This is a genomic window from Baekduia sp. (assembly GCF_035318805.1).
Classification (GTDB): domain Bacteria; phylum Actinomycetota; class Thermoleophilia; order Solirubrobacterales; family Solirubrobacteraceae; genus Baekduia.
In genome coordinates, this window is sequence record NZ_DATHDY010000120.1 from 1 (window position 1) to 25,809 (window position 25,809).

Below are 25,809 nucleotides of genomic sequence, written 5' to 3' on the forward strand. Positions count from 1 at the left end.
CGCCTGCAAGTTCTTCCTGCGCTCGCTGGTCCGCCGGGACCTCGACATCTCCCCCATCGGGCGCTTCACGGGACCCGACTCGTCGGACGACGCGCCCGCCCCCGTGCAGGAGCGCGAGAAGCCCGGCGCGCCGGTCAACCAGATCTAGCCGTAGCGCTCGCCGGTGTACTCGCGCAGCTTGTCGCGGTTGTGGCGCGCGTGGATCCGCCGCACGGTGCCCGACCGCGAGCGCATGACCAGCGACTCGGTCGTGGCGGCGCCCGGGCGCGGGCTCGACGGGTAGCGCACGCCCTGCAGGACGTCCCCGTCGGTCACCCCGGTCGCCGAGAAGAAGCAGTCGTCGCCCGTCACCAGGTCGTCCTGGGTCAGCTGGGCCTCGAGGTCGTAGCCTTCGTCGATCGCCGCCTGCCGCTCGGCGTCGTCGCGCGGCCAGAGCTTGCCGACGAGGCCGCCGCCCAGCGACTTGATGGCCGCCGCGGAGATGACGCCCTCCGGCGTGCCGCCGATGCCCCACAGCAGGTCGACCGGCGAGCGGTCGCTGACGGCGAGCATCGCCGCGCTGACGTCGCCGTGCTGGATGAGGCGGACGCGCGCGCCGATCGCGCGGACCTCGTCGAGCACCTTGTCGTGGCGCGGCCGCTCCAGCGACACGATCATGATGTCGCCGATCTCGACGCCGCGGCGCTCGGCGACCAACTCGATGGTCTTGGTCAGCGGACGGTCGAGGTCGAGCAGGTCGGCGATGTCGTCGGCACCGGCGAGCTTCTCCATGTAGACGATCGGACCCGGGTTGAACATCGTCCCGCGCTCCGACAGCGCGATGACGGCCAGCGCGCTCGGCATGCCCTTGGCGGCCAGCGTCGTGCCCTCCAGCGGGTCGACGGCGATGTCGACCTCGGGCGGAGAGCCGTCGCCGATGCGCTCGCCGTTGTAGAGCATCGGGGCCTCGTCCTTCTCGCCCTCGCCGATGACGACGGTGCCGTCCATGCTGACCGTGCCGAGCACGAGGCGCATGGCGTCCACCGCGGCCTGGTCGGCGCCGATCTTGTCGCCGCGGCCGACCATGCGGGCGGCCGCCAGCGCGGCGGCCTCCGTGGTGCGGACGAGCTCGAGGGCGAGGTTGCGGTCGGGTCCGTTTCCGTTCTGCGACATGGGCGGGAGCCTATGGACCCGGCTCGGCGGATGCGGTGGTGCGTGCCGCCGAGCGCCCGCTCAGGACACGCTGCGCGCGATGTCGACCAGCGCGGCGATCGCCCACGGGCCCTGCGCGGTCAGGCGCAGATGCAGGCCGTCGAGCTGCCAGCGCAGCTCGTGGACCGGGCGCAGCGACGGCTGCGCGTCGCCCAGCGGGGCCTCGCGATGCACGACGCCCTCGGCCACCGGCGCGGCCACGGTCGCGTCGTCCAGCAGTCGCTCCGGCGGCGGCTGCGCGCCCGCGTAGAGCGCGACGCGACCGGGCTGGTCGGCCCGCGTGTCGTCGAGGTTCCACGACACCTCGACGGCCCGGGGCCCGACCGCGCAGACGTCGACCCACCGCGTCAGCGGCAGGGCGACGCGGGGCAGCGGGACCGGTCGTCCCAGGTGCGCGTCGGCCTCGGCGATGCCTTCCAGCGATTCCATCTGCCCGCAAGGGTGGCGGACTCAGCGGATGCTGTCCACGGCCGCGCGCAGCCGACCGAGCCCGGTGCCGATCTCGGCGACCGTGTGGGTGGTGAACGAGAGGCGCAGGGTCGCCCGGTCCGCCGCGGCCGGGAAGAAGGGCCAGCCGGGAACGAAGGCGACCTCGCGCTCCAGCGCGGCGGCCAGCAGCGCGTCGGCGTCCCAGCCGTCGGGCAGCCGGACCCACACGAACATGCCGCCGTCGGGGCGCGTCCAGCGCGACCCCTCGGGGAGCGTCTCGGGCAGGCCGTCGACGAGCGCGTCGCGCCGCGGGCCGTAGGCCGCGCGCAGGCCGGCGACGTGCGCGTCGAGGTCGCAGTGCGCCAGCCAGTGGGCCGCGGCGGCCTGGTCGATCGTCGACGTGTGGAGGTCGGCCGCCTGCTTGGCGACGACCAGCGCGCGGCGCAGCGCGGCGGGCGCCCGGAGCCAGCCGATGCGCAGGCCGGGGACGAGCACCTTGGAGAGCGTCGACAGCGCGATCGTGCGGTCCTCCGCGCCGGGCAGCGACGCGACGGGCGCGACGGGCTCGCCGCGGTAGCGCAGCTCGCCGTACGGGTCGTCCTCGACGATCCAGAGGCCGAGGCGCGCGGCGGCCTGCGCGAGGGCGCGGCGGCGCTCGAGCGGCAGGGTGCGACCCGTCGGGTTGTGGAAGGTCGGCACCGTGTAGAGCAGCTTCGGGCGCTCGCGGCGCACCAGCGCGGGCAGCGCCTCGGGGTCCAGGCCGTCGTCGTCGCAGGGAATCGGGACGACGCGCGCGCCGGCCATCTGGAAGCACTGCAGCGCCGCCAGGTAGGACGGCTCCTCGACGAGCACCGTGTCGCCCGGCTCGATCAGGACGGCGGCGATGAGCGTCAGCGCCTGCTGCGAGCCGCTCGTGACCAGGACGTCGTCGGCGCCGGTCGGCAGCCCGCGGGAGCCGAGCCGCTGGGCGATCGCCGCGCGCAGCGCAGGGTCGCCCTCGGTCGTCGAGTACTGCAGCGTGCGGCCGAAGCGGTCGTCGGCCAGCGCGGCGGCGAACGCGGTCCGCAGGCCGGGCGCGTCGAACAGCTCGGGCGCGGGCAGGCCGCCGGCGAACGAGATCACGCCCGGGCGCTGGGTCAGCGCCAGGATCTCGCGCACCGGCGAGCTGGCGACGTCGCGCAGCCGGGCCGCGGCCGGCGGCGGGGCGGTGGAGATCTGCGGGACGGACATCAGCGCTGGGGCCTCGCGACGAGGACGCCGGCGACCAGCAGCTCGTCGGGCAGATCGAGCAGTGCCCGGAGGTCCGGCTCGGCTCGCGTGGCGAACGGGACGGGCGCGGCGTCCAGCCCCTCGGCGCGCAGCGCGTCGGCCAGGTCGCCGAGCGCCGCGGCCCGCAGCGCGCCCCCGCGCCGCGCCAGGACGACGACGTGGACCGGCACCTCGTGCAGCGCGTGGGCGAACGCGTCGGCGGCGCGGAGCTGGCGCGCGGTCAGCGCCGGGGCGTCGGCGGCGAGGATCCGCGCGCCCCCGCTCTGCACGAGGTGCGCGTGCCAGTGCGGCAGGTGCGCGTCGCGGATCGCGAGCCGCGCGGCGGGATCGGTGACGATCAGCAGCCGCCAGGCGGCGAGGTGCGCGCGCTCGGCAGCGCGCCTCAGCGCTGCGGGCTTCAGCGGATCGGGGCGGAACGGCCGGATCGTGGTCGGCGCGGTCCGCAGGTCGTCGGCGAGCGACGGCATGGACATCAGGTATCTCCGGAGATCGAGTGCGAGCGGGGTCGGCCAGCCGCCGGACCCGCTGTCGGCGGGCCGCTAAGGGGCGCTGGCGATCGCTACTCGAAGAACCTGCTGCATGCGCGACGCACGGTACCGGACGTCGAGGGACGACTCAACCACGCCCGCGGTGGTTCAGTCGTCCCTCGACGGCCCAGCGCCTCGACCGCCCAGCCCGCCGACGGCCTAGCGTGCCCGGGCGAACCGCACGCGCAGCAGCACCCACACGGCGCGGAAGCCGTCGCGCCAGGTGATGTTCTTGCCCTCGTCGTAGGTGCGCCCGTAATAGGAGATGGGCACCTCGTAGATGCGCAGCCGCCGGCGGCAGACCCAGCCGGTGATCTCGGGCTCGATCCCGAACTGGTCCTCGGTGAGCGGCAGGCTCTTCAGCACGTCGGTGCGAAACGCCTTGTAGCCCGTCTCCATGTCCGACAGCGTGGTGTTGAACAGCACGCCGGTCAGCAGCGACAGGAAGCGGTTGCCCATCAGGTGCCAGAACATGTAGGCCCGCTGGGCGCGGCCGCCCGACAGGCGCGAGCCGTAGACGACGTCGGCCGTCCCCCGCTCGATCGGATCGACGAGGTGCGGCACCTCGGCCGGGTCGTACTCGAGGTCGGCGTCCTGGATGACCGTGACGTCGGCGTCGAGGTAGGGGATGCCGTGACGCAGCGCGGCGCCCTTGCCCCGGTTCTCCTGGCGCAGCAGCACGACGCCCTCGTGCGCGGCCGCGTAGGCCTCCACGATGGCCGCGGTCCCGTCGCTTGACCCGTCGTCGACGACGACGATCTGGCGCTCGATCCCCAGCGCGTCGATGCGCGTCAGGAGCTCGCCGATGGTGGCGGCCTCGTTGTAGGCCGGGACGAGGAAGGCGATCTTCATGCGGGGACGGCGGACCCTATCCGGGCCCGCCGTCGCGCCGCCGCGTGGGTCGGGCGGGGACCCACCTCCGGCGGCGACGGCTGGCCGTCGTGGGCCTCGGCCTCGTTGGCCGCCTACGGCACCCTAGGAGACCGTGTCGCTATCGCGACTGGGGACCCACCTCCGGCGGCGACGGCTGGCCGTCGTGGGCCTCGGCCTCGTTGGCCGCCTACGGCACCCCTACAGCCCGTAGGCCTGCAGGAGCTTGAGCCACACCTCGCTGCGCGTGGGGAACGCCGGGACCGCGTGCGACAGGTCGTCCAGCGACACCTCGGCGACGACCGCGATCGTGGCGGCGTGGAGCCACTCGGCCACCTCGGAGCCGACGAACGTGGCGCCGACGATCACGCGCCGGTCCTCGTCGACCACGATGCGCGAGGTGCCGTCGGTGCCCTTGCCGTGGAAGCTGGCGCCGGCGGTGCTCTGCGTGTCGACGTCGACGGCGCGGACGTTCAGCCCGGCCTTCTGCGCGCTGTCGAGCGTATGCCCGACGGCCGCCACCTGCGGCTCGGTGAACGTGACGCGCGGCGGCAGGCCGCCCCGGATCCGCCCGCCCCGCCCGCAGATGACGTCGGCGGCGATCCGCGCCTGGTGCTTGCCCTCGTGCGTCAGCAGCGACCTGCCGTTGGCGTCGCCGACGACGTAGAGCCACTCGTGGCCGGCCACGCGCAGGTCGTCGCCGACCTCGATCGGCTTCGGCGGCGAGCCGGCGTCCAGGCCGATCGACTCCAGGCCCAGCGTGTCGGTCACCTGCCGGCGGCCCGAGGCGACGAGGATCTCGTCGGCCTCCAGCGTCCCGGCGCCCTCGGTCTCGACGGCCACGCGGCCGTCCTCGCCGCGGCGCACGCCCGTGGCCTGGACGTCGACGAGCACCCGCACGCCCGCCGCCTCCAGCCCCTCGGCGACCTGCTCGCCGGCGAACGCCTCCTCGCGCTCCAGCAGCCGGCCCTCGCGCTCCAGCAGCGTGACCTCCACGCCGAGCGTCGCGAACGCCTGCGCCAGCTCGACGCCCACCGGTCCACCGCCCATGACGACGAGCGATCCCGGCAGCGTCTCGGTGGTCGTGCCCTCGCGGTTGGTCCACGGCTGCGCCTCCGCCAGCCCGGGCACGGGCGGGATCATCGGCGCGGTGCCCACGGCGACGACGACCGCGCGGCGCGCGACGAGCTCCGTGTCGCCGACGTGGACGGTCCGCTCGCCGGCGAGGTGGCCGTGCCCGCGCACGAGCAGGACGCCGCGCTCGTCCAGCCAGGGCAGTTGCGCGCCGTCGTCGAGGTGGTGGATCACGTCGTCGCGGCGCGCCAGCGCGGCGTGGACGTCGAGCTCCCCGGTGACCGCCTCGGCGGCGCCGGGGACGCGGCGCGCCTCGGCGAGCGCCTGCGCCGGGCGCAGCAGCGCCTTGGACGGCATGCACGCCCAGTACGAGCACTCGCCGCCCACCAGGCGATCCTCGACGAGCGCGACGGCCAGGTCGCGCTCGGCCAGCCGGCCGGCGATCACCTCGCCCGACGGCCCCGCCCCCACGACGACGACGTCGACCTCACGACGATCGCTCATGCACCACCGGCCTTCCATGCGCGGAACGCGTCCAGCAGCCCGCGCTCCACCTCGGGATCCAGCTCATCGGGCTCGATGTGTCCCGCGAGGCGCACGGTGATGCGCATCTGCTCCACATAGGCGCCGCAGAAGTCGCAGCCGGCGACGTGCACCTCGAACCGGGACCGGTCGCGTTCGTCCAGCGCGCCCTCGAGATACTCGGTGACGAGCTCGACCAGCTCCACGCACGCCAGGCCGCCGGGCCGGTGGGCCGCCGGTCGGGTGCGCCAGGGAAGCCATCGTCGGGGGGTCATGCGTCGATCCAGTTCTCGAGGGCCGTGCGCACCTTCGCCCGAGCGCGGTGCAGGAGGACCCGCTGGTTGGTCTCGGTGAGGTCCAGGGCGTTTCGCACCTCGTCGGAGGACAGCCCGTCGATGTCGCGCATCGTGATGACGATCTTCTGGCGCTCGGGCAGCGTTTCGATGGCCTCCAGCACGACCCGCCGCGCCTCCTTGGAGTCGAGCGCCAGCTCCGGATCGTCCTCCCAGCTGCGCGGCGCGGTCGTCCACGCGCCGTCGGCGGCGAAGCGCGCCGGGTCGACCGTCGGACCGTCGTCGCCGTCCTCGCCCGCCTCGCCACCGGCGCCGAGCGACGCGAACGGGATCGAGCGGTGCTCGCGGACGCCGCGCGTCTTGGCCCGGTTGACGAGGATCCGGAACAGCCAGGTCTTGAACGACGACCGGCCCTCGAAGCGCTCCAGCCCCCTCAGGACCGCGATCCACGCCTCCTGGACGACGTCCTCGGCGAGCGCCGCGGTGGGCACGTACATGCGCGCCAGGCGCATCATCGCGGGCGAGTGACGGCGCACCAGCGTGGCGTAGGCGTCCTCGTCGCCCGCCCGCGCACGCTCGACCAGCTCCTGGTCGTCGGCGTCGGGCGTGGACCGCATGGCCCGCGACAATAGCCTGCACGCGGGCGGGTCGCCCGGCGTGTAATGGTGCGCGGGCAACCTCCGCGAGTGTCGGACGCCAACGAGGTGACGGGGCCGGTTGCCGCGGGAGACAGGGACTCGAATCTGATGGCGCAGCGATTCATCGGCGTGGACGTCGGCGGGACGAAGGTGTCCGTCGCGGTCTTGGAGGGCTCACAGCTGTCGGAGCCGACGCTGCGCCCGACCGTGCTCTCCAGCTCGCAGGGCCTGATCGACCAGCTCGCGGCCCTGATCGAGGAGGCCGGGCCGGCCGACGCGGTCGGCATCGGCGTGCCGTCGGTCGTCGACTTCGCGACCGGGATGGCGCGCCACTCCGTCAACGTCCCCCTGCAGGACGTGCCGCTGCGCCGGATCCTCACCGAGCGGCTGCGCAGGCCGGTCTTCGTCGACAACGACGCGACGGTCGCCGCGCTGGCCGAGGCCCACGACGACGCGCTGCACCCGATCGCCCAGAGCCTCGTGCTGTTCACGATCGGCACCGGCGTCGGCGGCGGGATCGTCATCGGCGGCCGCATCTACCGCGGCGCCACGGGCGGCGCCGCCGAGCTCGGGCACCAGCTCATCGGCGCCGATCTCGCCGACGGCGGACCGCCGCACTCCGACGAGGCGCCGCAGCCCGGGTCGCTGGAGCGGCTCGCCGCGGGCCGGGCGCTCGACGCCCTCGGGCGCGACCGCGGGTTCGTCGACGGTCCCGCCGTGGTGACGGCCGCCCGCGCCGGCGACGCCGCCGCCCTGGAGGCCATCCACATCCTCGGCGAGCGCCTCGGGGTCGGGATCGCCAACGCGATCAACGTGTTCGACCCCGAGCAGATCGTCATCGGCGGCGGCGTCTCGGCCGCCGGCGAGCTGCTGCTGGAGCCGGCGCGCGCGGTCGCCCGCCGGTTCGTGCTGCCCGGCGTGGGTACCCGCACCGAGATCCGTCTCGCCCGCTACGGACCGAAGGCCGGGGTCCGCGGAGCAGCCCTCCTGGCGAGTCAGGAGGTGCTCAACTCGTGAAATGGGGATTGCCTCGGGTCGTGCGGTCGTAGGATCGATGGTGACCAAGGAGGCAACACCCATGAGCAACGCAGCACAAGTCAACGAGCGCCTCGCGCGCCTCACCGCCCTCGGCACGAGCATCTGGCTGGATCAGATCCGCCGATCGCTGATCCAGGACGGCGAGTTGCGCAAGCTGGTCGAGGAGGACTGCCTGCGCGGCATGACCTCGAACCCGGCGATCTTCGAGAAGGCGATCCTGGGCGCCGACGAGTACGACGACCAGATCGCCAAGCTGGTGGATTCGGGCCCGCCCACCGCCGACGCCCGCTCGATCTACCAGGCGATCGCCATCCAGGACGTGCAGGAGGCCGCCGACGTCCTGCGCTCGGTCTACGACGAGACCAGCGGCTACGACGGCTACGTCTCGCTCGAGGTCGACCCGGACCTCGCGTTCGACACCGGCAAGACCATCGCCCAGGCCCGGGAGTACTGGGGCCGCGTCGACCGCCTCAACCTGATGATCAAGATCCCGGGCACCGACGAGGGCCTGCCGGCGATCACCGAGGCGATCTACGAGGGCATCAACGTCAACGTGACGCTGCTCTTCAAGGTCGGCCAGTACGAGCGGGTCGTCGACGCGTTCCTGGCGGGCATGGAGCGCCGCCAGGCCGAGGGCAAGTCGCTCGACATCCACTCGGTGGCGTCGTTCTTCGTCTCGCGCGTCGACACCGAGGTCGACAAGCGCCTGGAGCAGCTCGGCGGCCCCGAGGAGCTCTACGGCAAGGCCGGCGTCGCCAACGCCCGCGCCGCGTACCAGTCGTTCAAGCGCACCTTCCACGGCGACCGCTTCGCCGCCCTGCGCGACGCCGGCGCACCGGTCCAGCGCCCGCTGTGGGCCTCCACCGGCGTCAAGAACCCCAGGTACAAGGACACCATGTACGTGGACGAGCTGGCCGGGCCCGAGACGGTCAACACGATGCCGATGGCGACGCTGGAGGCCGCGGCCGACCACAGCGAGGCCACCGAGCCGCGCGTCGACCTCGACCCGACGCCCGACCTGAAGGCCCTGGCCGAGGCCGGGATCGACCTCGACGACGTGACCGACCAGCTCCTGCGGGAAGGCGTCGACGCGTTCGTCACGCCGATGGAGAAGCTGCTGGAAGGCATCGAGTCCAAGCGCAAGGCCGTGGCGTGAGCACCACAGCGGCGGGCCTCGCCGCCGCGGTGCCCGCGCCCTTCGAGCCGACGATCGCGGCGCGCCTGGAGCGCGCCGCGAACGATCGCGTCGCCGAGCGGATCTGGGCCCGCGACGACACGCTGTGGGGCCCGGCGGGGCAGCCCGAGGTCAGCAACCGCCTCGGGTGGCTCGACGTCCACGACCGCCTGCTGGCCGAGGTCGACGACCTCACCGCCTTCGCCCGCCAGGCCCACGCCGACGGGCTGCGCGAAGCCGTCGTCCTCGGCATGGGCGGCTCGTCGCTGGCGCCCGAGGTGTTCCGCCGCTCCTTCGGCACCCACGGCGACGGCCTCATCGTCCACGTCCTCGACTCGACCGACGCCGACGCGGTGCGCGACGCCGAGGCGGCCATCGACCTCGACACCGCGCTGTTCGTCGTGTCCTCGAAGTCGGGCGGCACGATCGAGACGCTGTCGGCCTTCCACCACTTCTGGGAGCGGACCGGCGGCCGGGGCGAGCAGTTCGTCGCCGTGACCGATCCCGGCACGTCGCTGGAGCAGCTCGGCTACGACCGCGGCTTCCGGCGCGTCTTCGTCAACGACCCCAACATCGGCGGCCGCTACAGCGCGCTGTCGTACTTCGGGATCGTCCCGGCCGCGCTGCTGGGCGCCGATCTGCGCGCGCTGCTGCAGGGCGCCCACGATCTCGAGCCCGCGCTGCAGGCGGCCGACCCCGCGCAGAACCCGGGCCTCTGGCTCGGCTGCGCGCTCGGCGAGCTCTCCTACCAGGGCCGCGACAAGCTGACCTTCATCGTCGACCCGCCGATCGAGAGCTTCGGGCTCTGGGTCGAGCAGCTGATCGCCGAGTCCACCGGCAAGCACGGCCGCGGGATCCTGCCGGTCGCCGACGAGCCGCTCGGCGCGCCCGAGGCCTACGGCAACGACCGCGTCTTCGTCCACCTGCACGACGAGCAGCGGGCGGGTGGGGCCGATTCCGACGACGTCGCCGCCCGGCTGATCGACGCCGGGCAGCCGGTGATCACGATCGTCGCCCACGGCGCGCGCGACCTCGGCCGGATCATGCTGCTGTGGGAGTTCGCCACCGCGGTCGCCGGCTGGACGCTGCAGATCAACCCGTTCGACCAGCCCAACGTGCAGGCGGCCAAGGACAAGACCAAGGAGGTCCTGGCGCTCGACACGCCGCCGGACATCCCCGAGGCCGACGCCGCGGCGCTGAAGGCGCTGCTGAACGCCGGGCCGCCCTGCTACGTCGCGATCCAGGGCTACCTCGCGCCGAGCGAGGAGTTCGACGACGAGGTCGCGAGCCTGCGCGGGATGATCCGCGACCGCACCACCATGGCCACGACCTTCGGCTACGGCCCGCGCTACCTGCACTCCACCGGCCAGCTGCACAAGGGCGGTCCCCCGGTCGGTCGCTTCCTGCAGCTCCTGCACGAGGCCGACGAGGACGTGCCGGTCCCCGGCGAGTCCTACACCTTCGAGACCCTCAAGCGCGCGCAGGCGGACGGCGACCTGCTCGTCCTGCGCGACCTGGGCCTGCCGGCGGAGCGCCTCGCGCTCCGCGGCGACCCCGTCGCGGCGCTGCGCACCATCAAGGAGAACCTCTAACCCATGGCGCAGATCGGCTTCGTCGGCCTCGGCCGGATGGGCGGCAACATGGTCGCCCGGATCAAGCGCGACTCCGACCACGACGTGGTCGCCTACGACCACCACGAGGAGAACATCGCCGCCGCCGGCAAGCTCGGCGCCGTCGGGGCGCGCTCGCTGGCCGACCTCGTCAAGAAGCTCGACGCCCCGCGCACGATCTGGATCATGGTGCCCGCCGGCGACGCCACCCAGGACACGGTGGACAAGCTCGCCAAGCTGCTCGACAAGGACGACACCATCGTCGACGGCGGCAACTCGAAGTGGACCGACGACAAGGCCCGCGCCGCGATCCTCAAGAAGCAGGGCATCAACTACGTCGACGTCGGCACCAGCGGCGGCGTGTGGGGCCTGGAGGTCGGCTACTGCATGATGGTCGGCGGGCCCGACCGCGCCGTCGAGCGGCTCGCGCCGTTCTTCGACATCCTGGCCCCGCCGCCCGGCGAGCACGGTCCCGGCTGGGGCCACATGGGCCCGACCGGCGCCGGCCACTACGTCAAGATGGTGCACAACGGCATCGAGTACGGGATGATGCAGGCCTACGCCGAGGGCTTCGGGCTCTTCGACTCCTCCGAGTACGAGCTCGACAACGCCAAGATCGCCCACCTCTGGATGAACGGCTCGGTCGTGCGCTCGTGGCTCTGCGAGCTCGCGGCGCTGGCCTTCGAGCAGGAGGGCAACCGGCTCGAGGCGCTCGAGCCGATCGTCGCCGAGTCCGGCGAGGGCCGCTGGACGGTCGAGGAGGCCGTCGAGAGGCGGATCCCGATGCCGGTCATCACCGCCGCGCTCTTCGAGCGCTACAACACGCAGACGCGCGGCGACTTCGCCGCGAAGGTCAACGCGGCGCTGCGGGCGCAGTTCGGCGGCCACGCGGTGCAGCGAAGGGCGGACGGGTGACGATCGGCCCGCTGCAGGAGGCGCCGGACAACCCGCTCGTCGCGGGGCTGGAGCGGCTTCCGGTCCACCCCACGACGCTGGTCATCTTCGGGGCGACGGGCGACCTGGCCCGGCGCAAGCTGCTGCCGGCGATCTACAACCTCGCCCACGAGGGCGCGCTGCCCGAGCGCTTCAACCTGATCGGCAGCTCGCGCAGCGACCTCCCCGACGCGGAGTACGCAAAGCAGGCCGCCGACGCGATCCGCCAGTTCAGCCGCCGCGAGCCCGACGAGACGGTGCTCGAGGAGCTGCTGTCCAACGTCCGCTACATCTCGGGCAGCTTCGACGACAACACGGTCTACGACCGCCTCAGGGAGGCGCTCGACGCCTTCGACGAGGCCGCCGGCCAGCCGCTGAACCGCGCGTTCTACCTGTCGACCGCTCCGGAGTTCTTCCCGGTCATCGTCGGGCAGCTCGGCGAGCACGGGCTGACCCACCACCCGGGCGCCGAGGTGCGCGCGGTCATCGAGAAGCCGTTCGGCACGACGCTGGCCGAGGCGCGGCAGCTCAACCGCCACGTGCTGTCGGTCTTCGACGAGAAGCAGGTCTTCCGCATCGACCACTACCTCGGCAAGGAGACCGTCCAGAACGTCCTCGCGTTCCGGTTCGCCAACGGCCTCTTCGAGCCGGTGTGGAACCGCAACTACATCGATCGCGTCGAGATCACCGCCGCCGAGGACATCGGCATCGGCACGCGCGCCGGCTACTACGACAACGCGGGCGCGCTGCGCGACCTGGTGCAGAACCACATGCTCCAGCTGATGTGCCACGTGGCGATGGAGCCGCCGGTGCACTTCGAGGCCGACGAGATCCGCGACGAGAAGGTCAAGGTCCTGCGCTCGGTCATCAAGCCGACCCCGGAGACCGTCGACGACGTCGCGGTCCGCGCGCAGTACGGGCCGGGCACGGTCGGCGGCGACACGGTGCCGGGCTACCTCCAGGAGGAGGGCGTGCCGCCCGACTCCAACACCGAGACCTACGCGGCGCTGCGCCTGGAGATCGACAACTGGCGCTGGGCCGGCGTCCCGTTCTACCTGCGGACCGGCAAGCGGCTGGCGCGCAAGATGACCGAGATCGCGATCACGCTCAAGCCGGTGCCGCATCTCGCCTTCCAGCACGACGGCTCGGTCGGCGTGCGTCCCAACCAGCTCATCCTGACCATGCAGCCCAACGAAGGCGTGTCGCTCTCGCTCGGCGCGAAGATCCCCGGCAGCCGCATGCGGATCCGGCCGGTCAACATGGAGTTCCTGTACGGCACGTCCTTCATGTCGCAGTCGCCGGAGGCCTACGAGCGACTGATCCTCGACGCGATGCGCGGCGACGCCACGCTGTTCACCCGCAACGACGAGGTCGAGGCGCAGTGGGAGATCTGCGACCCGATCGTCACCAAGTGGGAGGCGACGCCGGGGCCGCTGCCCCAGTACGAGGCCGGCACGCACGGGCCGGCCGAGGCCGAGCGGCTGCTCGAGGGCGACGCCCACTGGCGGGCGATCTAGGAGACCGGATGGCGACGATCGACACCGTCTGGAGCGCCCGCGACACCAAGCCCGGCGACATCGACGCCGCGCTGCGCGCCGCGCTGTCGCAGATCCACCGCGAGAACGCCGGCTACGTGCCGGCGCGCGTGCTCAACCTCGTGTGCGTCGTGGACAAGGCCTACGCCGGCGAGGTCGCCAACCGCCTGCGCCGCGTCGGGCGCTACCACCCGTCGCGCACGATCGTCTGCTCGGTCGAGCCCGGGCGGACGAAGCTCGACGCGGTCGCGACGATCGCGGCGCCGTCCGAGGTCCGCCACGGCGAGATCGGGCTGCTGCGCGAGACGATCGTGGTCGAGGTCGGCGAGCGCCACCTCAAGCACCTGGACCGGATCGTCGATCCGCTCGTCGTCACGGACCTGCTGACCTGCGTGTGGTCGCCGCACGGCCACCCCGAGGCGGTCGACAGCCTGCTGGACCTCGCCCAGATCGTGCTGCTCGACAGCGTCGACGAGCCCGACCCCGACGACGCGATCCACCGTGCGCGCCAGCTCTCCGAGCAGGCCTACGTGGTCGACCTCGCGTGGCTGCGCTCCACGCCCTGGCGCGAGCGCATCGCCGCCACCTTCGACCCCGAGCCCCTGCGGCCCGACCTGCGGACGATCTCGTCGGTGACGATCCGCCACCACCCCGACTCCGCGGCCTCCGCGCTGCTGCTGGTCGGCTGGCTGGCCTCGCGCCTGGAGTGGCGCACGAGCCGGCTCGTGTGGCGTCGCGGCGTGTGGGACGGCTCGGCCCGCGCCCGGCGCCAGGACGTCAAGATCCGCCTCGAGCCCGACCCGACGCTCGGCGTCCGCGGCCTCGCCGGCCTGACGCTGGAGACCGCGGCCGGCCGCCAGTTCTCGCTGGACCGCGGTCCCGGCGGCCTGCGCGCGCGCTACCGCCACAAGCGCGGCACCGAGCGCGAGTGGACCGTGCTCGGCGCCTCGCGCGGCGAGGCGGGCATCCTCGGCGAGGGCATCCGCCAGGCGCTGCTGCGCGACCCGACGTACGCGCCCGCGCTGGCGGCGGCCGAGACGCTGCTGCCGTAGGGCGCGGATCTGCGGGCCCGCGTCCCCGGTCAGATAGCGTCCGTGCGCGATGCGGCAGATCGTCGGCGACGTCCCACTCGGAGGAAGTCCGTTCCCGCCGATCGCGGAGTACGCGTTCCTCTCGGACTGCGAGGCGACCGCGCTCGTCGCCCCGAGCGGCGCGATCGAGTGGATGTGCCTGCCGCGCATGGACGGGCCGTCGGTCTTCGGCGCGCTGCTGGACCGCGACGCCGGCAGCTTCCGGCTCGGCCCCGTCGACCAGACGGTCCCCGCCGGCCGGCGCTACGTGCCCGGCACGATGATGGTCGAGACGACCTGGGGCACGCGCACCGGCTGGGTCATCGTCCGCGACGTCCTGCTCGTCGGCCCGTGGCATCACGAGGACGAGCGCTCGGAGTCGCACCGCCGCAGCCCGACCGACTACGACGCCGACCACGTGCTGCTGCGCACGATGCGCTGCGTCAACGGGTCGGTCGAGATGAACCTCGAGTGCTCGCCGGTGTTCGAGTACGGGGCGGTCCACCCGTCCTGGGAGTACACGAGCACCGGCTACCACCACGCGCAGGCCACGGCCGAGGGCAGCGACCTGCGGCTGCATCTGACCACCGACCTGCGGCTCGGGTTCGAGGGGCACCGCGCCCGGGCGCGGACGACGCTGCGCGACGGCGACACCGCGTTCGTCGCGCTTTCGTGGACGACGCATCCGGCACCGCAGACCTACGACGAGGCCTACGACCGCCTCGTGCGCACCGCCGACTTCTGGCACGAGTGGCTGGCCCACGGCGAGTTCCCCGACCACCCGTGGCGCGGCTACCTGCAGCGCAGCGCGCTCACGCTCAAGGGCCTGTCCTACGCGCCGACCGGCGCGATCGTCGCCGCGCCCACGACGTCGCTGCCCGAGACGCCCGGTGGCGAGCGCAACTGGGACTACCGCTACTCGTGGATCCGCGACTCGACGTTCGCGCTGTGGGGCCTCTACACGCTCGGGTTCGACTGGGAGGCCAACAACTTCTTCTACTTCATCGCCGACGTCGCCGACGCGTCCCACGGCGAGCTGCAGATCATGTACGGGATCGGCGGCGAGCGCGATCTGGAGGAGCGCACGCTCGACCATCTCGACGGCTACGAGGGCGCGCGGCCGGTCCGGGTCGGCAACGCCGCGTGGAACCAGCGCCAGCACGACGTCTGGGGCGCCGTGCTGGACTCGATCTACCTCCACACCAAGTCGCGCGACGAGCTGCCCGAGACGGTCTGGCCGCTGCTGTGCCGCCTGGTCGAGGCGGCCATCGAGAACTGGAAGCTGCCCGACCGCGGCATCTGGGAGGTGCGCGGCGAGCCGCGGCACTTCGTCTCGTCCAAGGTGATGTGCTGGGTCGCCTGCGACCGCGGCGCGCGCCTGGCGCGGCTGCGCGAGGACCTCGAGCGGGCCACACGCTGGCAGGCCGCCGCCGACGAGATCCACGCCGAGATCTGCTCGCGCGGCGTCGACCACCGCGGCGTGTTCGTCCAGCACTACGACACGACCGCGCTGGACGCCTCGTGCCTGCTGATGCCGCTCGTGCGCTTCCTGCCGCCCGACGATCCCCGGATGATCGCGACGGTCAACGCGATCGCCGACGAGCTGAGCGTCGACGGCCTCGTCCTGCGCTACCGCGTCGAGGAGACCGACGACGGGCTGAGCGGCGAGGAGGGCGCGTTCGCGATCTGCTCGTTCTGGCTCGTCAGCGCGCTGGCCGAGATCGGCGACGCGGTCCGGGCCCGCGAGCTGTGCGAGAAGCTGCTCAGCTACTCCTCGCCGCTGCTGCTCTACGCCGAGGAGATCGACCCGCGCTCGGGCCGCCACCTCGGCAACTTCCCGCAGGCGTTCACCCACCTGGCGCTGATCAACGCCGTGATGCACGTCATCCGCGCCGACCAGGAGCTGGCGTCCGCCCAGCAGCCGCTCGACGCGCGGCGCCGGGAGAACGGCCACGGCGGCAACGGCGACGCCCGGGTGCGCCCGCGCACGGTCACCGGCGACACTTCCACCTGAACCATCCGCTCCCCTGGAGGACCATGCCCGTCCAGCTCATCCGTCAGCCCGATGCCGAAGGCCTCGCCCGCCACGCCGCGCGCGACCTCGTGGCCGCCATCGGCGAGGCCCGCGAGGCGCGCGGCGTCGCCCACGTGACCCTCGCCGGCGGCACGACGCCGATGCGGACCTACGAGCTGCTCGACAGCCAGCTCGACGACTGGACCGGCGTGCACCTCTGGTACGGCGACGAGCGCTGCGTGCCGTTCGACGACCCGGAGTCCAACCACGGCCAGGTCAAGGAGCGGCTGCGCGCGCGGGGCGCGGTGTGGCATCCGATGCCGTCGACGCTCGGGCCCTCGGAGGGCGCGATGGAGTACTCCCGCGAGCTCGGCGCGACGGTCCTCGACATCACGCACCTGGGCATGGGCCCCGACGGGCACACCGCGTCGTTGTTTCCCAACCACCCGGTGCTGGACGCCCACGGCGTCGCGGTCGGGATCACCGACTCGCCGAAGCCGCCGCCGGAGCGGATCACGCTGACGCTGCCCAAGATCAACAGCTCGCGCCGCATCGTCCTGCTGGTCTCCGGCGAGGGCAAGTCCGAGGCGCTCGCGCGCGTCATGGCGGGCCCGGACCGCTCCGTGCCCGCGTCACTGCTGGACCGTGCCAAGCTGCTCGTCATGGCCGACAACGCCGCGCTGCCTGCATGAACGAGCTGTGGCTGATCCGCCACGCCGAGACCGAGTGGGCCAAGGCCCACCGGCACACCGGCCTCACCGACATCCCGCTGACCGATGACGGTCGCGCAGCGGCGCGCGCCCTGCGCGACCGTCTCGCCGGTCACGACTTCTCCGCGGTGCTCGTCAGCCCGCTGAGCCGCGCGCGCGAGACCGCCGAGCTGGCCGGCCTCGGCGAGCACGCGCAGATGCGCGACGACCTGCTCGAGTGGGACTACGGCGACTACGAGGGGATCACCACCACGGAGATCCGCGAGGGCCGGCCGGGTTGGTACCTCTGGGACGACGGCGTGCCCCACGGCGAGACCGGCGACGACGTCGCCGCCCGCGTGGACCGCGTCATCGCCGAGGCGCTGCAGCTCGACGGCGACGTCGCGATCGTCGCCCACGGGCACGTGCTGCGCGTGCTCGCCGCACGCTGGCTTGAGCAGCCCGCCGCCTTCGGCGGCCGCCTCGTCCTCGACACCGGCACCGTGAGCCGCCTGGGCTTCGAGCGCGACGTGCGCGCGCTGCTGGCGTGGAACACGTGAGGTGGGCCCGGGGCGCGGGAGCGGGCGGCGTGCCGCCGGCGTGAGCGGCGTCCAGCGCGCGGCGCTGGTCGGACGCCGTGGCGTGATTTGGGGGCGATGACGACCGGGGCGAGCGGTGACGCGAGCCGGATCGGTCTGCCGCGGGCGCCCGGGGGTGGGCCCGAACGCCGCGCCCCCACCGCGCCCAACAGGCCCACTCCCCGCCCGAGTCTCCGGCAACGACGGCGCTTCCCCGCCCCGGGCGCCTGCGGGAGACCGGCCACGCCGGCCGCACGCGCAACCTCGCCGTCACCGCCCCCGGACCACGACCCTGCCGCACGACCCCGCCCGCGCTGAGCGCCCGTCACGCCCGCGCCCTCCCCCTCGTGTTCCTCGACGGCATCGACAACCGCAAGGGCTCGCCGAACGAGAACTACGCCCGCGAGGTCATGGAGCTGTTCACGCTGGGCGCCGACCGCGGCGCCTGCACCGAGGACGACATCCGGATGGGCGGCCAAGGCCCTCACCGGCTGGCGCGCCCACTACAGCGCCGCCCAGGGCCTCTACAACTTCCGCCTCGATCCCGGCTACCACGACAACACCACCAGGTCGATCTTCGGCAAGGCGGGGAAGGCCTACCTCGCCGACGAGACCGGTCAGACGCTCTTCTATCCGCCCAACGTCAGCGGCTGGGACGACGAGCCCTGGATCGACACGTCCACCTGGCGGGGGCGCTGGCACACCACCGCCGTCGCGCTGCAGCCCACGCAGGTCCCGACCAGCGCCCCGAGCACCTACCCCGACGCCGAGGACGGCACCGGAGCGGTCGCCACCGCGCTGGCCGCCGTCGGCGACCCCGCGCTGAGCGCCGAGTCGCTGGCCAAGCTGCGCCAGTGGGCCGACTCCGCGCTGCCCACGTGTGGACCGAGTTCGGCCGCCGCCCGCAGGAGAACGCCGGCGGGACCGATCACGGCGCGGCGGGCGCGTCGTTCGTGATCGGCGCCAAGGCCGCCGGCCAGATGGTCGGCGAGTTCCCGGGCCTGACCGCGCTGGACGAGCACAGCAACCTGAAGGTCACCAGCGACTTCCGCGGCGTCCACTGCTCGCTGCTGGAGCAGTGGTACGGCGTGGACGCCGGGCCGATCATCCCGGGCGCGGCGACCTTCGCGCGGCCGGCGCTCGTCGCGGCATAGCTCAAGCGCACTTGAACTTCAGCGCCCGGCGTGCTGTGGTGCGGGCATGTCCATGCTGCTGACGATCGGCGAGACGGCGAAGCGCAGCGGCGTCGCGGCGTCCGCCCTGCGCTACTACGAGGAGCGCGGCCTCATCACGTCGGTCCGCGGCGGCTCCGGCCACCGCCGCTACCCGCGGCCGGTCCTGCGCCGCATCGCGTTCATCGTCTTCGCCCAGCGCGTCGGCCTGACGCTCGACGAGATCGGCGCCGAGCTGGCCAAGCTGCCGCCCGACCGCGCGCCGACACGCCGCGACTGGTCGGCGCTGTCGCGCACGTGGACGTCGCGGATCGACGCGCGCATCGCCGAGCTGGAGCGCCTGAAGGCCGGCCTGACGGAATGCATCGGCTGCGGCTGCCTCTCCCTGGAGCGCTGCCAGCTGTCCAACCCCGAGGACCGCGCCGCCCGCCTCGGGCCCGGTGCGCGCTACTGGGTCGGCGACCGCCCGCCCACGGTCGCCTCGACGGGATAGCGGCCCGCCTTCACCCCGCGCGCCGCAGCTGCGACCATCGGTCCATGAGCCGCCGGGACCTCGCCCACGTCTCGACCGCGTTGTGGGACCTGTCCGGCGGCAAGTCGGGCAGCGGCGTGGCGATCGCCGACGTCGACGTGGCGATCGGCCGGGGCCGCGACGACATGCGCACGCCGCTGAACCTCCATTCGCTCTACGTCGAGGGCCTCGTCGAGCAGCTTGCCGACGGCACCTGGGCGCTCACCGACGACGGCGTGCAGCGCCACCACGACGACGAGGGCTACGCCGGGCGCTGACCGGGCGGGCGCGGCGCGCCGCTAGGGGGTCCCTGACCCGCCGCGGGTTTCGCCCCCTGGGCGAAGACCCGCAAGGGAACCTGGCCCTCTGGGCCAGTGTTCCCCTAGCGCTCGCAGGCGATGCCGTCGTGGTCGGCGTCGAGCCGGTAGTGGTCGCTGCCGACCACTCGGAACGGCCCGGAGACGTAGTAGGGCCCGTTGCCGCTGCCGCCCGCGCAGTCGTAGTCGCTGACGTTCGGCTTCAGGCACCGGCCGGAGTAGTTGCGGTCGCACTTCTGCTTGGTCGGCGCGGCGCTCTGCGCAGCGGACGGCAGGGCGACGGCGGCGCACGCAGACAGGACGAGCACGATGGATCGATGGCGCATGGGTCTCCATGGCTCGAGGACAGGTCTGCGGACCGTAGAGCGTTGCTCGGCAAGTTCGCCTCCCCAATGGGCCAGCATCGCGCCGGCGCGGCCGGTTGACAGCGCCACCCCGCAGCGATCAGGCTGCGCGCATGACCCAGGAACAGGCCACGTCCACCGCGCCGATCGTCAACGGCGTCGACTTCCTCACGGTGTGCAGCAGCGACCTCGCCGCCTCGGAGGAGTTCTACGGCACGGTGCTGGGCCTGCCACGCTCCAGCGTCTACCAGCGCGGCGACGCCCCGGCGGTCGGGCTGGAGTTCGAGACGGGCAGCCTCACGCTGAGCGTGGTCCACTCCCAGGCGCTCGGCATCGAATACCGCCCCAACAACCACCCGATCGCGCTGCACGTCGACGACATGGAGGCCGCGCGCGCCGAGCTCGAGGCGCGCGGCGTCGTGTTCGCCGCCGCGACGATGGACACGGGCGTCTGCCACATGTCCCACTTCCGCGACCCCGACGGCAACGCGCTCATGCTGCACCACCGCTACGCCCCGCGAAGCTAGGGGAACACGGGCTCGGGCTCGCGGTGCGCGGGCTCGGGGATCCGGGCCGGCGCGGGCGCCGGGGCCGGCGCGAGCTCGTGGTGGCCCACCGACGGCAGCCACTCCAGCCACCGCGGCAGGTACCAGTTCCAGTCGCCCAGGAGCTTCATCGTGGCGGGGAGCAGCACGGCGCGGACGATCGTCGCGTCGATGAGGATGGCGGTCGCCAGCCCCACGCCCATCATCTTGAAGTCCAGGTAGCTGAGCGTCGCGAAGATCCCGAACACCGCGACCATCACGATCGCCGCGCTCGTCACCGTCCCGGCCGTCGTGCGGATGCCGTAGGCCACCGCGTCCTCGGTCTTCATCCCGCGATCGAACGCCTCGCGGATCCGGCTGAGGATGAACACGTGGTAGTCCATCGACAACCCGAAGAGGATCACGAACAGGAACATCGGCAGCCAGCTCGTGACCGACCCGGTGGACTCGAACCCCAGCAGCGACTCGCCGTGGCCGTCCTGGAAGACCCAGGTCAGCACGCCGTAGGCGGCGCCGACCGACAGCAGGTTCAGCACGATGGCCTTCAGCGGGATCACGACCGAGCGGAACGTCAGCAGCAGCAGGACGAACGCCAGGCTCAGCACGAAGCCGAAGACGATCGGCCAGCGCGACTTCATGAGGTCGTTGAAGTCCTTGGACCCGGCCGTCATGCCCGTCACGTAGGCCTTGGTCTGAGCCCGTTCGGCGAACTTCGGCACGACGTCGTCGCGCAGCACGGCGAGCGCGTCGTTGGACGCCGCGTCGGTGCCCGTGCCGGCGATCGGCAGGCTGGCCGACAGCACGGTCTTGTCGGCCGACACCGACACGTCGACCGGCGCCTTGACCCGGCCGGTCGCGATGGCGTCGGCCTCGAGCTGCTTGACGGCGGCGGTGATCCGGGGCGACGTCACGTCCTTGGCCTTGATGACGACCTCGGCCGGGATCTCGCCGCCGGGGAAGGCGCTCTGCATCTTGTCGTACACCTTCATGACGGCGAGGTCGCGCGGCAGCGCGTCGGTGCCGCTGTCGGCGGTGTGCATGTGCAGCACTGGCAGCGCCATGACGAGCAGGAGGCCCGCGGCCAGCACGGCGGCGACGACGGGGCGGCGCAGCACGCGATCCAGGACCGCGTTCCACACGCGCCCGCCGCTGTCGATGTCGCGCGAGCGCGCGGCGGCCATGCGCTTGCCGAGGAACGGCACCCGGCCGCGCTCCAGCCACTTGCCCGAGCCCGACAGCAGCGCCGGGATCACCGTGACCGAGCCGATCATCGCGACGAAGACCACCAGGATCGCGCCGATGCCCAGCGCGGTGAACGTCGCGTCGCCGGCGAACATCATGCCGGCCATGGCGACCATCACGGTCACGCCGGAGATGAGCACCGCGCGGCCCGACGTCGCGGCGGCGATCGCGACCGCGTCCCTCGGCGCGTGTCCGCGCGCCTTCTCCTCGCGCTCGCGGCGCAGGTAGAAGAGCGAGTAGTCCACGCCCACCGCCAGGCCGACCAGCAGCACGATCTCGTTGATGAACTCGTCCAGCGCGAACAGGTGGCTGATCGGGCCCAGCAGGCCGATCGTGCCGACCACCGCGGTGACGCCCAGCAGCAGCGGCACGCCGGCCGCGATGAGCGCGCCGAACGTCAGCACCAGGATGATCAGCGTCACCGGCACCGAGAGCAGCCCGGCCTGCTGGAAGTCCTTGCCGAAGGACGCCGACAGCGCCTTGTCGGCGCTGGCGTCGCCGAACTGCCCGACGAACAGCGAGGGGTGCCGGGTGGCCGCGTCCTGCACGGCCTGCTCGACCGCGTCGACGCGCTTCGCGGTGAGCGTCGAGTCGCCGTTGATCTTCAACGAGACCAGGGCCGAGCGGCCGTCGGCGGAGATCTGGCCGCCGTTGCCCTTGGCGTAGGGCGACGCGACCTCGACGACACCTGGCTTGCCCGACACGCCCCGCACGACGTCGTCGACCGCGGCCCGGAAGCGTGGATCACGGGCCGTCGTCGTGCCGTGGCCGCGGGCCTGCACGAGGACGGTCTCCGAAGCACGATCCGGGTAGGCGGCGTTGAGGATGCGGTCGGCCTTGGCCGAATCGCCGTGCCCGCCGTCGTCGTTGGAGGGGTTGACCGTGCCCACGGCGCTGCCGATCACGAGCGCCACGAGAACGAACGCGAGCCAGCCGACGATGGCTGTCGTGCGATGGCGCGTGCTCCAGCGGCCGATGCGTGCCGCCACGGAGCGGGAGGAGTGGGCGGAGGAGGGAGGGGTCATGCGAGCAGCTTCACCGCGACGCCTCCGGCCGACCATGCGGTCGCCTGGCGTATGACGGTGGGGCAGGCCCCACCCTTAGGGGTTCGTAGGGTGCAACCCCGGCTCCCCGCCTTCGCGCGTAGCACCGCTACTGTGGGCGGCTGTCTTCACCGGACCACTGCGGGCCTGTCCCCCTGCGGCCGATCACTTCGAGAGACCCATCATGGATCCGCACATCGATCTCGCCACCGCTCCGGTTCAGCCCGACACCGCTCCGAACGGGCATCCGCCGCGCGCCGGCGCGATGGATCCCGGCGCGGTCGAGGTCCGCGACACCACCCCGTTCGTCGAGCGCACGCCCGTCCGGTCGGCGTTCCCGCCGATCGCCGACTACGGCTTCCTCAGCGACTGCCACACGGGCGCGCTCGTCGCGCCCGACGGCACGATCGAGTGGCTCTGCCCGCCGCGCTTCGACTCCCCCAGCGTCTTCGGCGCGATCCTCGACCGCTCGGCCGGCGGCTTCCGCCTCGGGCCGAGCGCGATGGGCGTGCCTGCCGGGCGCCGCTACGAGCCCGGCACGATGATCCTCGAGACGACGTGGATGACGCCCACGGGCTGGGTCGTCGTGCGCGACGCGCTGGTCATCGGCCCGTGGCGCGAGCGCACGCAGGGCTCGACGACGGCCCACACCCGCCCGCCGAGCGACTACGAGGCCCACCACGTGCTGGTCCGCACGATCACGTGCATCCACGGCCAGGCGCAGATCGAGCTGCTGTGCGAGCCGATGTTCGACTACGGCCGCGTGCCCGCGACGTGGACCTCGGTCCCCAACGACTCACACGCCATGGACGCCACCGACGGCGGCCGCACGCTGCGGCTCATGTCGGACCTCAACCTCGGCATCGAGGGCGGCTGCGTCCGCGCCCGCCACCGCATCGAGCGCGGAGAGACCCGCTACTGCGCGCTCTCGTGGTCGCGCCTGCTCGACGGGCCGCGCAGCGCCGACGAGGCCACCGCGGCCCTCGAGGTCACCAGCGAGTACTGGCGCGGCTGGCTGGCCGACGCCGACTTCCCCGACCACCGCTGGCGCAACCACCTCGAGCGCAGCGCGCTGACGCTCAAGGGCCTGACCTACGCGCCGACCGGCGCGCTCGTCGCCGCCCCGACGACGTCGCTTCCCGAGACTCCCGGGGGCGAGCGCAACTGGGACTACCGCTTCACGTGGATGCGCGACGCGACGTTCACGCTGTCGGGCCTGCACTCGCTCGGGCTGAACTGGGAGGCCGACGACTTCATCCAGTTCGTCGCCGACCTCGGCCGCAACGAGGACGGCGCGCTGCAGATCATGTACGGGATCGGCGGCGAGCGCGTGCTGGAGGAGGAGACGCTCGACCATCTCACCGGCTACGAGGGCGCCCGCCCGGTGCGGATCGGCAACGACGCCTACCACCAGCGCCAGAACGACGTCTTCGGCGCCGTGCTCGACTCGCTGTGGCTGCACGCCAAGGAGTACGGCCACAACTCCGCGCGCCTCTGGCCGGTCATCCACGACCAGGTCGAGCAGGCGATCGCCTCCTGGCGGCTGCCCGACCAGGGCATCTGGGAGTCGCGCGGCGACCCCCAGCACTACGTCTCGAGCAAGTTGATGTGCTGGGTCGCGCTGGACCGCGGCGCGCGCCTGGCCGCCCGGCGCGGCAAGGACGACCTCGCGGACCGCTGGCGCCTGGTCGCCAACGAGATCCACGCCGAGATCATGGAGCGCGGCATCGACGAGAAGGGGCGCTTCACGCAGTTCTACGGGTCCACCAACCTGGACGCGTCGCTGCTGCTGATCCCGCTCGTGCGGTTCCTGCCCCACGACGACCAGCGCGTGCACGACACGGTCTGCGCGATCGCCGACGAGCTGACCGAGAACGGCCTCGTCCTGCGCTACCGCACTGACGAGACCGACGACGGCCTCAGCGGCGAGGAGGGCACGTTCCTCATCTGCTCGTTCTGGCTCGTCAGCGCGCTGATCGAGATCGGCGAGCGCAAGCGCGGCCACCAGCTCTGCGAGCGCCTGCTGTCGCTGGCCTCCTCGCTGGACCTCTACGCCGAGGAGCTCGAGGCCTCCACGGGCCGCCACCTCGGCAACTTCCCCCAGGCGTTCACGCACCTGGCGCTCATCAACGCGGTGATGCACGTCATCCGCGACGAGCAGCAGAACCCGACGGCCCAGTAGCGAGGCCGGAGCGCCGGCGCGGCCGGCGACCTACCGCGCCGCTGCGGCAGCGGCCCGCATCGCCGGCGCGACCTCGCGGGCGAACAGCTCGATCGTCCGCAGGTCGGCCGGCGGGCGGACGAGCAGGAGGAAGTCGGCGACGCCGAGGCGGCGGTGGTCCTCCAGGGTCGCGGCGCACTGCTCGGGCGTGCCGACGATCATGCCCGCGACCATCTCCGCGCCCGGCAGCCCGGCGACGTCCGCGAACTGGCGGGCGCGGTCCCGCGCCTCGTCCTCGGTCTCCCCCAGGATCGCCCGCAGGACGATCTGCCGGCGGATGTCGCCGGGATCGCGGCCGACGTCGGCGCAGTGCCCGGCGAGCACGTCGAGCTTGTGCTGGTACTTGGTCGGGTCGCCGTGGAAGGTGTTCCAGCCGTCGGCGTGCTCGGCGACGATGCGCAGCGTCCGCTTCTCGCCCGAGCCGCCGATCCACAGCGGCAGCCGACCCTGCAGCGGCTTGGGCTGGGCCAGCGCGTGGCGCACCGCGAAGTGCTCGCCCTCGACCGTCGCCCGCTCCTGCGTCCACAGCGCCCGCACGATGCGGCAGGCCTCGTCGAGCATGTCCATGCGGACGCCCAGGCGCGGGAACGGCACGCCGTACTGCTCGTGCTCGTCCTCGTACCACGCGGCGCCGAGCCCGAGCTCCATCCGGCCGCCGGAGATGTGGTCGATCGTCACCGCGATCTTCGCCAGGATCGCCGGGTTGCGGTACGTCACGCCCGTCACGATGATCCCGCACCGCAGCCGCTCGGTGTGGGCGGCCATGGCGCCCAGCATGGTCAGCCCCTCGAAGCACGGGCCGGTCGGGCCGGACTCGATCGGGAGGAAGTGGTCGAAGACCGAGGCCCAGTCCAGTCCGGCGTCCTCCGCGAAGCGCCACAGCGCGAGGTAGTCGTCGAAGGTCGTGTTCTGCGGCCCCGCGTGGATGCCGAACCGCAGGGCGCCGTCGTGGTTGCGCAT

Annotated in this window: 25 protein-coding genes and 1 pseudogene; 15 read left to right on the forward strand and 11 right to left on the reverse strand. The window is 72.9% G+C overall.

The window, feature by feature from the left end:
• Nucleotides 1-144: 144 nt before the first annotated feature.
• The 8 genes from glpX to VK501_RS24275 form a co-directional block, all read right to left on the reverse strand.
• On the reverse strand, nt 145-1,152 hold the full coding sequence (glpX, locus tag VK501_RS24240) for a class II fructose-bisphosphatase (protein WP_324342102.1): 1,008 nt from the start codon (nt 1,150-1,152) through the stop codon (nt 145-147).
• Nucleotides 1,153-1,212: 60 nt separating this feature from the next.
• Nucleotides 1,213-1,620, reverse strand: a complete 408-nt coding sequence (locus VK501_RS24245) for a hypothetical protein (RefSeq protein ID WP_324342104.1) — start codon at nt 1,618-1,620, stop codon at nt 1,213-1,215.
• 21 nt (nt 1,621-1,641) lie between these two features.
• Nucleotides 1,642-2,850, reverse strand: coding sequence for a PLP-dependent aminotransferase family protein (locus VK501_RS24250; RefSeq protein ID WP_324342107.1), 1,209 nt, complete (start codon nt 2,848-2,850; stop codon nt 1,642-1,644).
• Nucleotides 2,850-3,356 carry a hypothetical protein gene (locus VK501_RS24255; protein ID WP_324342109.1) on the reverse strand — a complete coding sequence of 169 codons (507 nt, stop codon included), beginning with the start codon at nt 3,354-3,356 and terminating at the stop codon, nt 2,850-2,852. The genes VK501_RS24250 and VK501_RS24255 overlap by 1 nt, the downstream gene beginning before the upstream one ends.
• Nucleotides 3,357-3,575: 219 nt before the next feature.
• Nucleotides 3,576-4,268, reverse strand: a complete 693-nt coding sequence (locus VK501_RS24260; protein WP_324342111.1) for a glycosyltransferase family 2 protein — start codon at nt 4,266-4,268, stop codon at nt 3,576-3,578.
• 219 nt (nt 4,269-4,487) lie between these two features.
• The gene (locus VK501_RS24265) at nt 4,488-5,864 is read right to left on the reverse strand and encodes an NAD(P)/FAD-dependent oxidoreductase (RefSeq protein WP_324342113.1); all 1,377 of its coding nucleotides are present in this window, start codon (nt 5,862-5,864) and stop codon (nt 4,488-4,490) included.
• Complete coding sequence (locus tag VK501_RS24270) at nt 5,861-6,088, reverse strand: zf-HC2 domain-containing protein (RefSeq protein ID WP_324342114.1); 228 nt, start codon at nt 6,086-6,088, stop codon at nt 5,861-5,863. The genes VK501_RS24265 and VK501_RS24270 overlap by 4 nt, the downstream gene beginning before the upstream one ends.
• A 65-nt stretch (nt 6,089-6,153) precedes the next feature.
• Nucleotides 6,154-6,792, reverse strand: coding sequence for an RNA polymerase sigma factor (locus tag VK501_RS24275; protein ID WP_324342116.1), 639 nt, complete (start codon nt 6,790-6,792; stop codon nt 6,154-6,156).
• Between the two features lie 129 nt (nt 6,793-6,921).
• On the opposite strand from VK501_RS24275, the gene VK501_RS24280 reads away from it, so the two are divergent.
• From VK501_RS24280 to VK501_RS24335, 13 genes and pseudogenes are all read left to right on the forward strand, one after another.
• Nucleotides 6,922-7,830, forward strand: coding sequence for an ROK family protein (locus VK501_RS24280; RefSeq protein WP_324342117.1), 909 nt, complete (start codon nt 6,922-6,924; stop codon nt 7,828-7,830).
• Between the two features lie 61 nt (nt 7,831-7,891).
• Nucleotides 7,892-9,007 (forward strand): transaldolase, encoded by a 1,116-nt coding sequence (tal, locus tag VK501_RS24285; RefSeq protein WP_324342118.1) that lies wholly within the window; start codon nt 7,892-7,894, stop codon nt 9,005-9,007.
• Nucleotides 9,004-10,617, forward strand: coding sequence for a hypothetical protein (locus VK501_RS24290; RefSeq protein ID WP_324342119.1), 1,614 nt, complete (start codon nt 9,004-9,006; stop codon nt 10,615-10,617). Before tal ends, VK501_RS24290 begins: the two co-directional genes overlap by 4 nt.
• A 3-nt stretch (nt 10,618-10,620) precedes the next feature.
• On the forward strand, nt 10,621-11,550 hold the full coding sequence (gnd, locus tag VK501_RS24295) for a phosphogluconate dehydrogenase (NAD(+)-dependent, decarboxylating) (protein WP_324342122.1): 930 nt from the start codon (nt 10,621-10,623) through the stop codon (nt 11,548-11,550).
• Nucleotides 11,547-13,085: a glucose-6-phosphate dehydrogenase gene (gene zwf / locus VK501_RS24300; protein WP_324342124.1), complete on the forward strand. Its 1,539-nt coding sequence runs from the start codon at nt 11,547-11,549 to the stop codon at nt 13,083-13,085. The genes gnd and zwf overlap by 4 nt, the downstream gene beginning before the upstream one ends.
• 8 nt (nt 13,086-13,093) lie before the next feature.
• A complete protein-coding gene (locus VK501_RS24305; RefSeq protein ID WP_324342126.1) occupies nt 13,094-14,155 on the forward strand; it encodes a glucose-6-phosphate dehydrogenase assembly protein OpcA in 1,062 nt (353 codons plus the stop codon).
• Nucleotides 14,156-14,204: 49 nt separating this feature from the next.
• Nucleotides 14,205-16,187 carry a glycoside hydrolase family 15 protein gene (locus VK501_RS24310; RefSeq protein ID WP_324342128.1) on the forward strand — a complete coding sequence of 661 codons (1,983 nt, stop codon included), beginning with the start codon at nt 14,205-14,207 and terminating at the stop codon, nt 16,185-16,187.
• Nucleotides 16,188-16,210: 23 nt separating this feature from the next.
• A complete protein-coding gene (gene pgl / locus VK501_RS24315) occupies nt 16,211-16,879 on the forward strand; it encodes a 6-phosphogluconolactonase (protein WP_324342129.1) in 669 nt (222 codons plus the stop codon).
• Nucleotides 16,876-17,436, forward strand: a complete 561-nt coding sequence (locus tag VK501_RS24320; RefSeq protein ID WP_324342130.1) for a histidine phosphatase family protein — start codon at nt 16,876-16,878, stop codon at nt 17,434-17,436. The genes pgl and VK501_RS24320 overlap by 4 nt, the downstream gene beginning before the upstream one ends.
• 365 nt (nt 17,437-17,801) lie before the next feature.
• Nucleotides 17,802-17,909 (forward strand): annotated as a pseudogene (locus VK501_RS28995) (DUF1800 family protein); the annotation flags it as partial.
• A gap of 399 nt (nt 17,910-18,308) precedes the next feature.
• A complete protein-coding gene (locus tag VK501_RS24325; RefSeq protein ID WP_324342131.1) occupies nt 18,309-18,608 on the forward strand; it encodes a DUF1501 domain-containing protein in 300 nt (99 codons plus the stop codon).
• 46 nt (nt 18,609-18,654) lie between these two features.
• Nucleotides 18,655-19,119, forward strand: a complete 465-nt coding sequence (gene soxR, locus VK501_RS24330) for a redox-sensitive transcriptional activator SoxR (RefSeq protein ID WP_324342132.1) — start codon at nt 18,655-18,657, stop codon at nt 19,117-19,119.
• Nucleotides 19,120-19,163: 44 nt separating this feature from the next.
• Nucleotides 19,164-19,415: a hypothetical protein gene (locus tag VK501_RS24335; protein WP_324342135.1), complete on the forward strand. Its 252-nt coding sequence runs from the start codon at nt 19,164-19,166 to the stop codon at nt 19,413-19,415.
• A 104-nt stretch (nt 19,416-19,519) separates the two neighbouring features.
• Here the strand turns inward: VK501_RS24335 and VK501_RS24340 are convergent, their stop codons facing one another.
• Complete coding sequence (locus tag VK501_RS24340) at nt 19,520-19,780, reverse strand: excalibur calcium-binding domain-containing protein (RefSeq protein WP_324342136.1); 261 nt, start codon at nt 19,778-19,780, stop codon at nt 19,520-19,522.
• 131 nt (nt 19,781-19,911) lie between these two features.
• Here VK501_RS24340 and VK501_RS24345 point away from each other — a divergent pair, with 131 nt between their 5' ends.
• Nucleotides 19,912-20,325 carry a VOC family protein gene (locus tag VK501_RS24345; RefSeq protein WP_324342138.1) on the forward strand — a complete coding sequence of 138 codons (414 nt, stop codon included), beginning with the start codon at nt 19,912-19,914 and terminating at the stop codon, nt 20,323-20,325.
• On the opposite strand, the gene VK501_RS24350 is transcribed toward VK501_RS24345, so the two are convergent.
• Nucleotides 20,322-22,610, reverse strand: coding sequence for an MMPL family transporter (locus tag VK501_RS24350; RefSeq protein ID WP_324342140.1), 2,289 nt, complete (start codon nt 22,608-22,610; stop codon nt 20,322-20,324). The two genes, VK501_RS24345 and VK501_RS24350, sit on opposite strands and share 4 nt — an antisense overlap.
• Nucleotides 22,611-22,812: 202 nt before the next feature.
• On the opposite strand from VK501_RS24350, the gene VK501_RS24355 reads away from it, so the two are divergent.
• Nucleotides 22,813-24,810, forward strand: a complete 1,998-nt coding sequence (locus VK501_RS24355) for a glycoside hydrolase family 15 protein (RefSeq protein ID WP_324342142.1) — start codon at nt 22,813-22,815, stop codon at nt 24,808-24,810.
• A 30-nt stretch (nt 24,811-24,840) separates the two neighbouring features.
• Here VK501_RS24355 and VK501_RS24360 read toward each other — a convergent pair whose 3' ends face one another.
• Nucleotides 24,841-25,809: an LLM class F420-dependent oxidoreductase gene (locus tag VK501_RS24360; RefSeq protein ID WP_324342144.1), complete on the reverse strand. Its 969-nt coding sequence runs from the start codon at nt 25,807-25,809 to the stop codon at nt 24,841-24,843.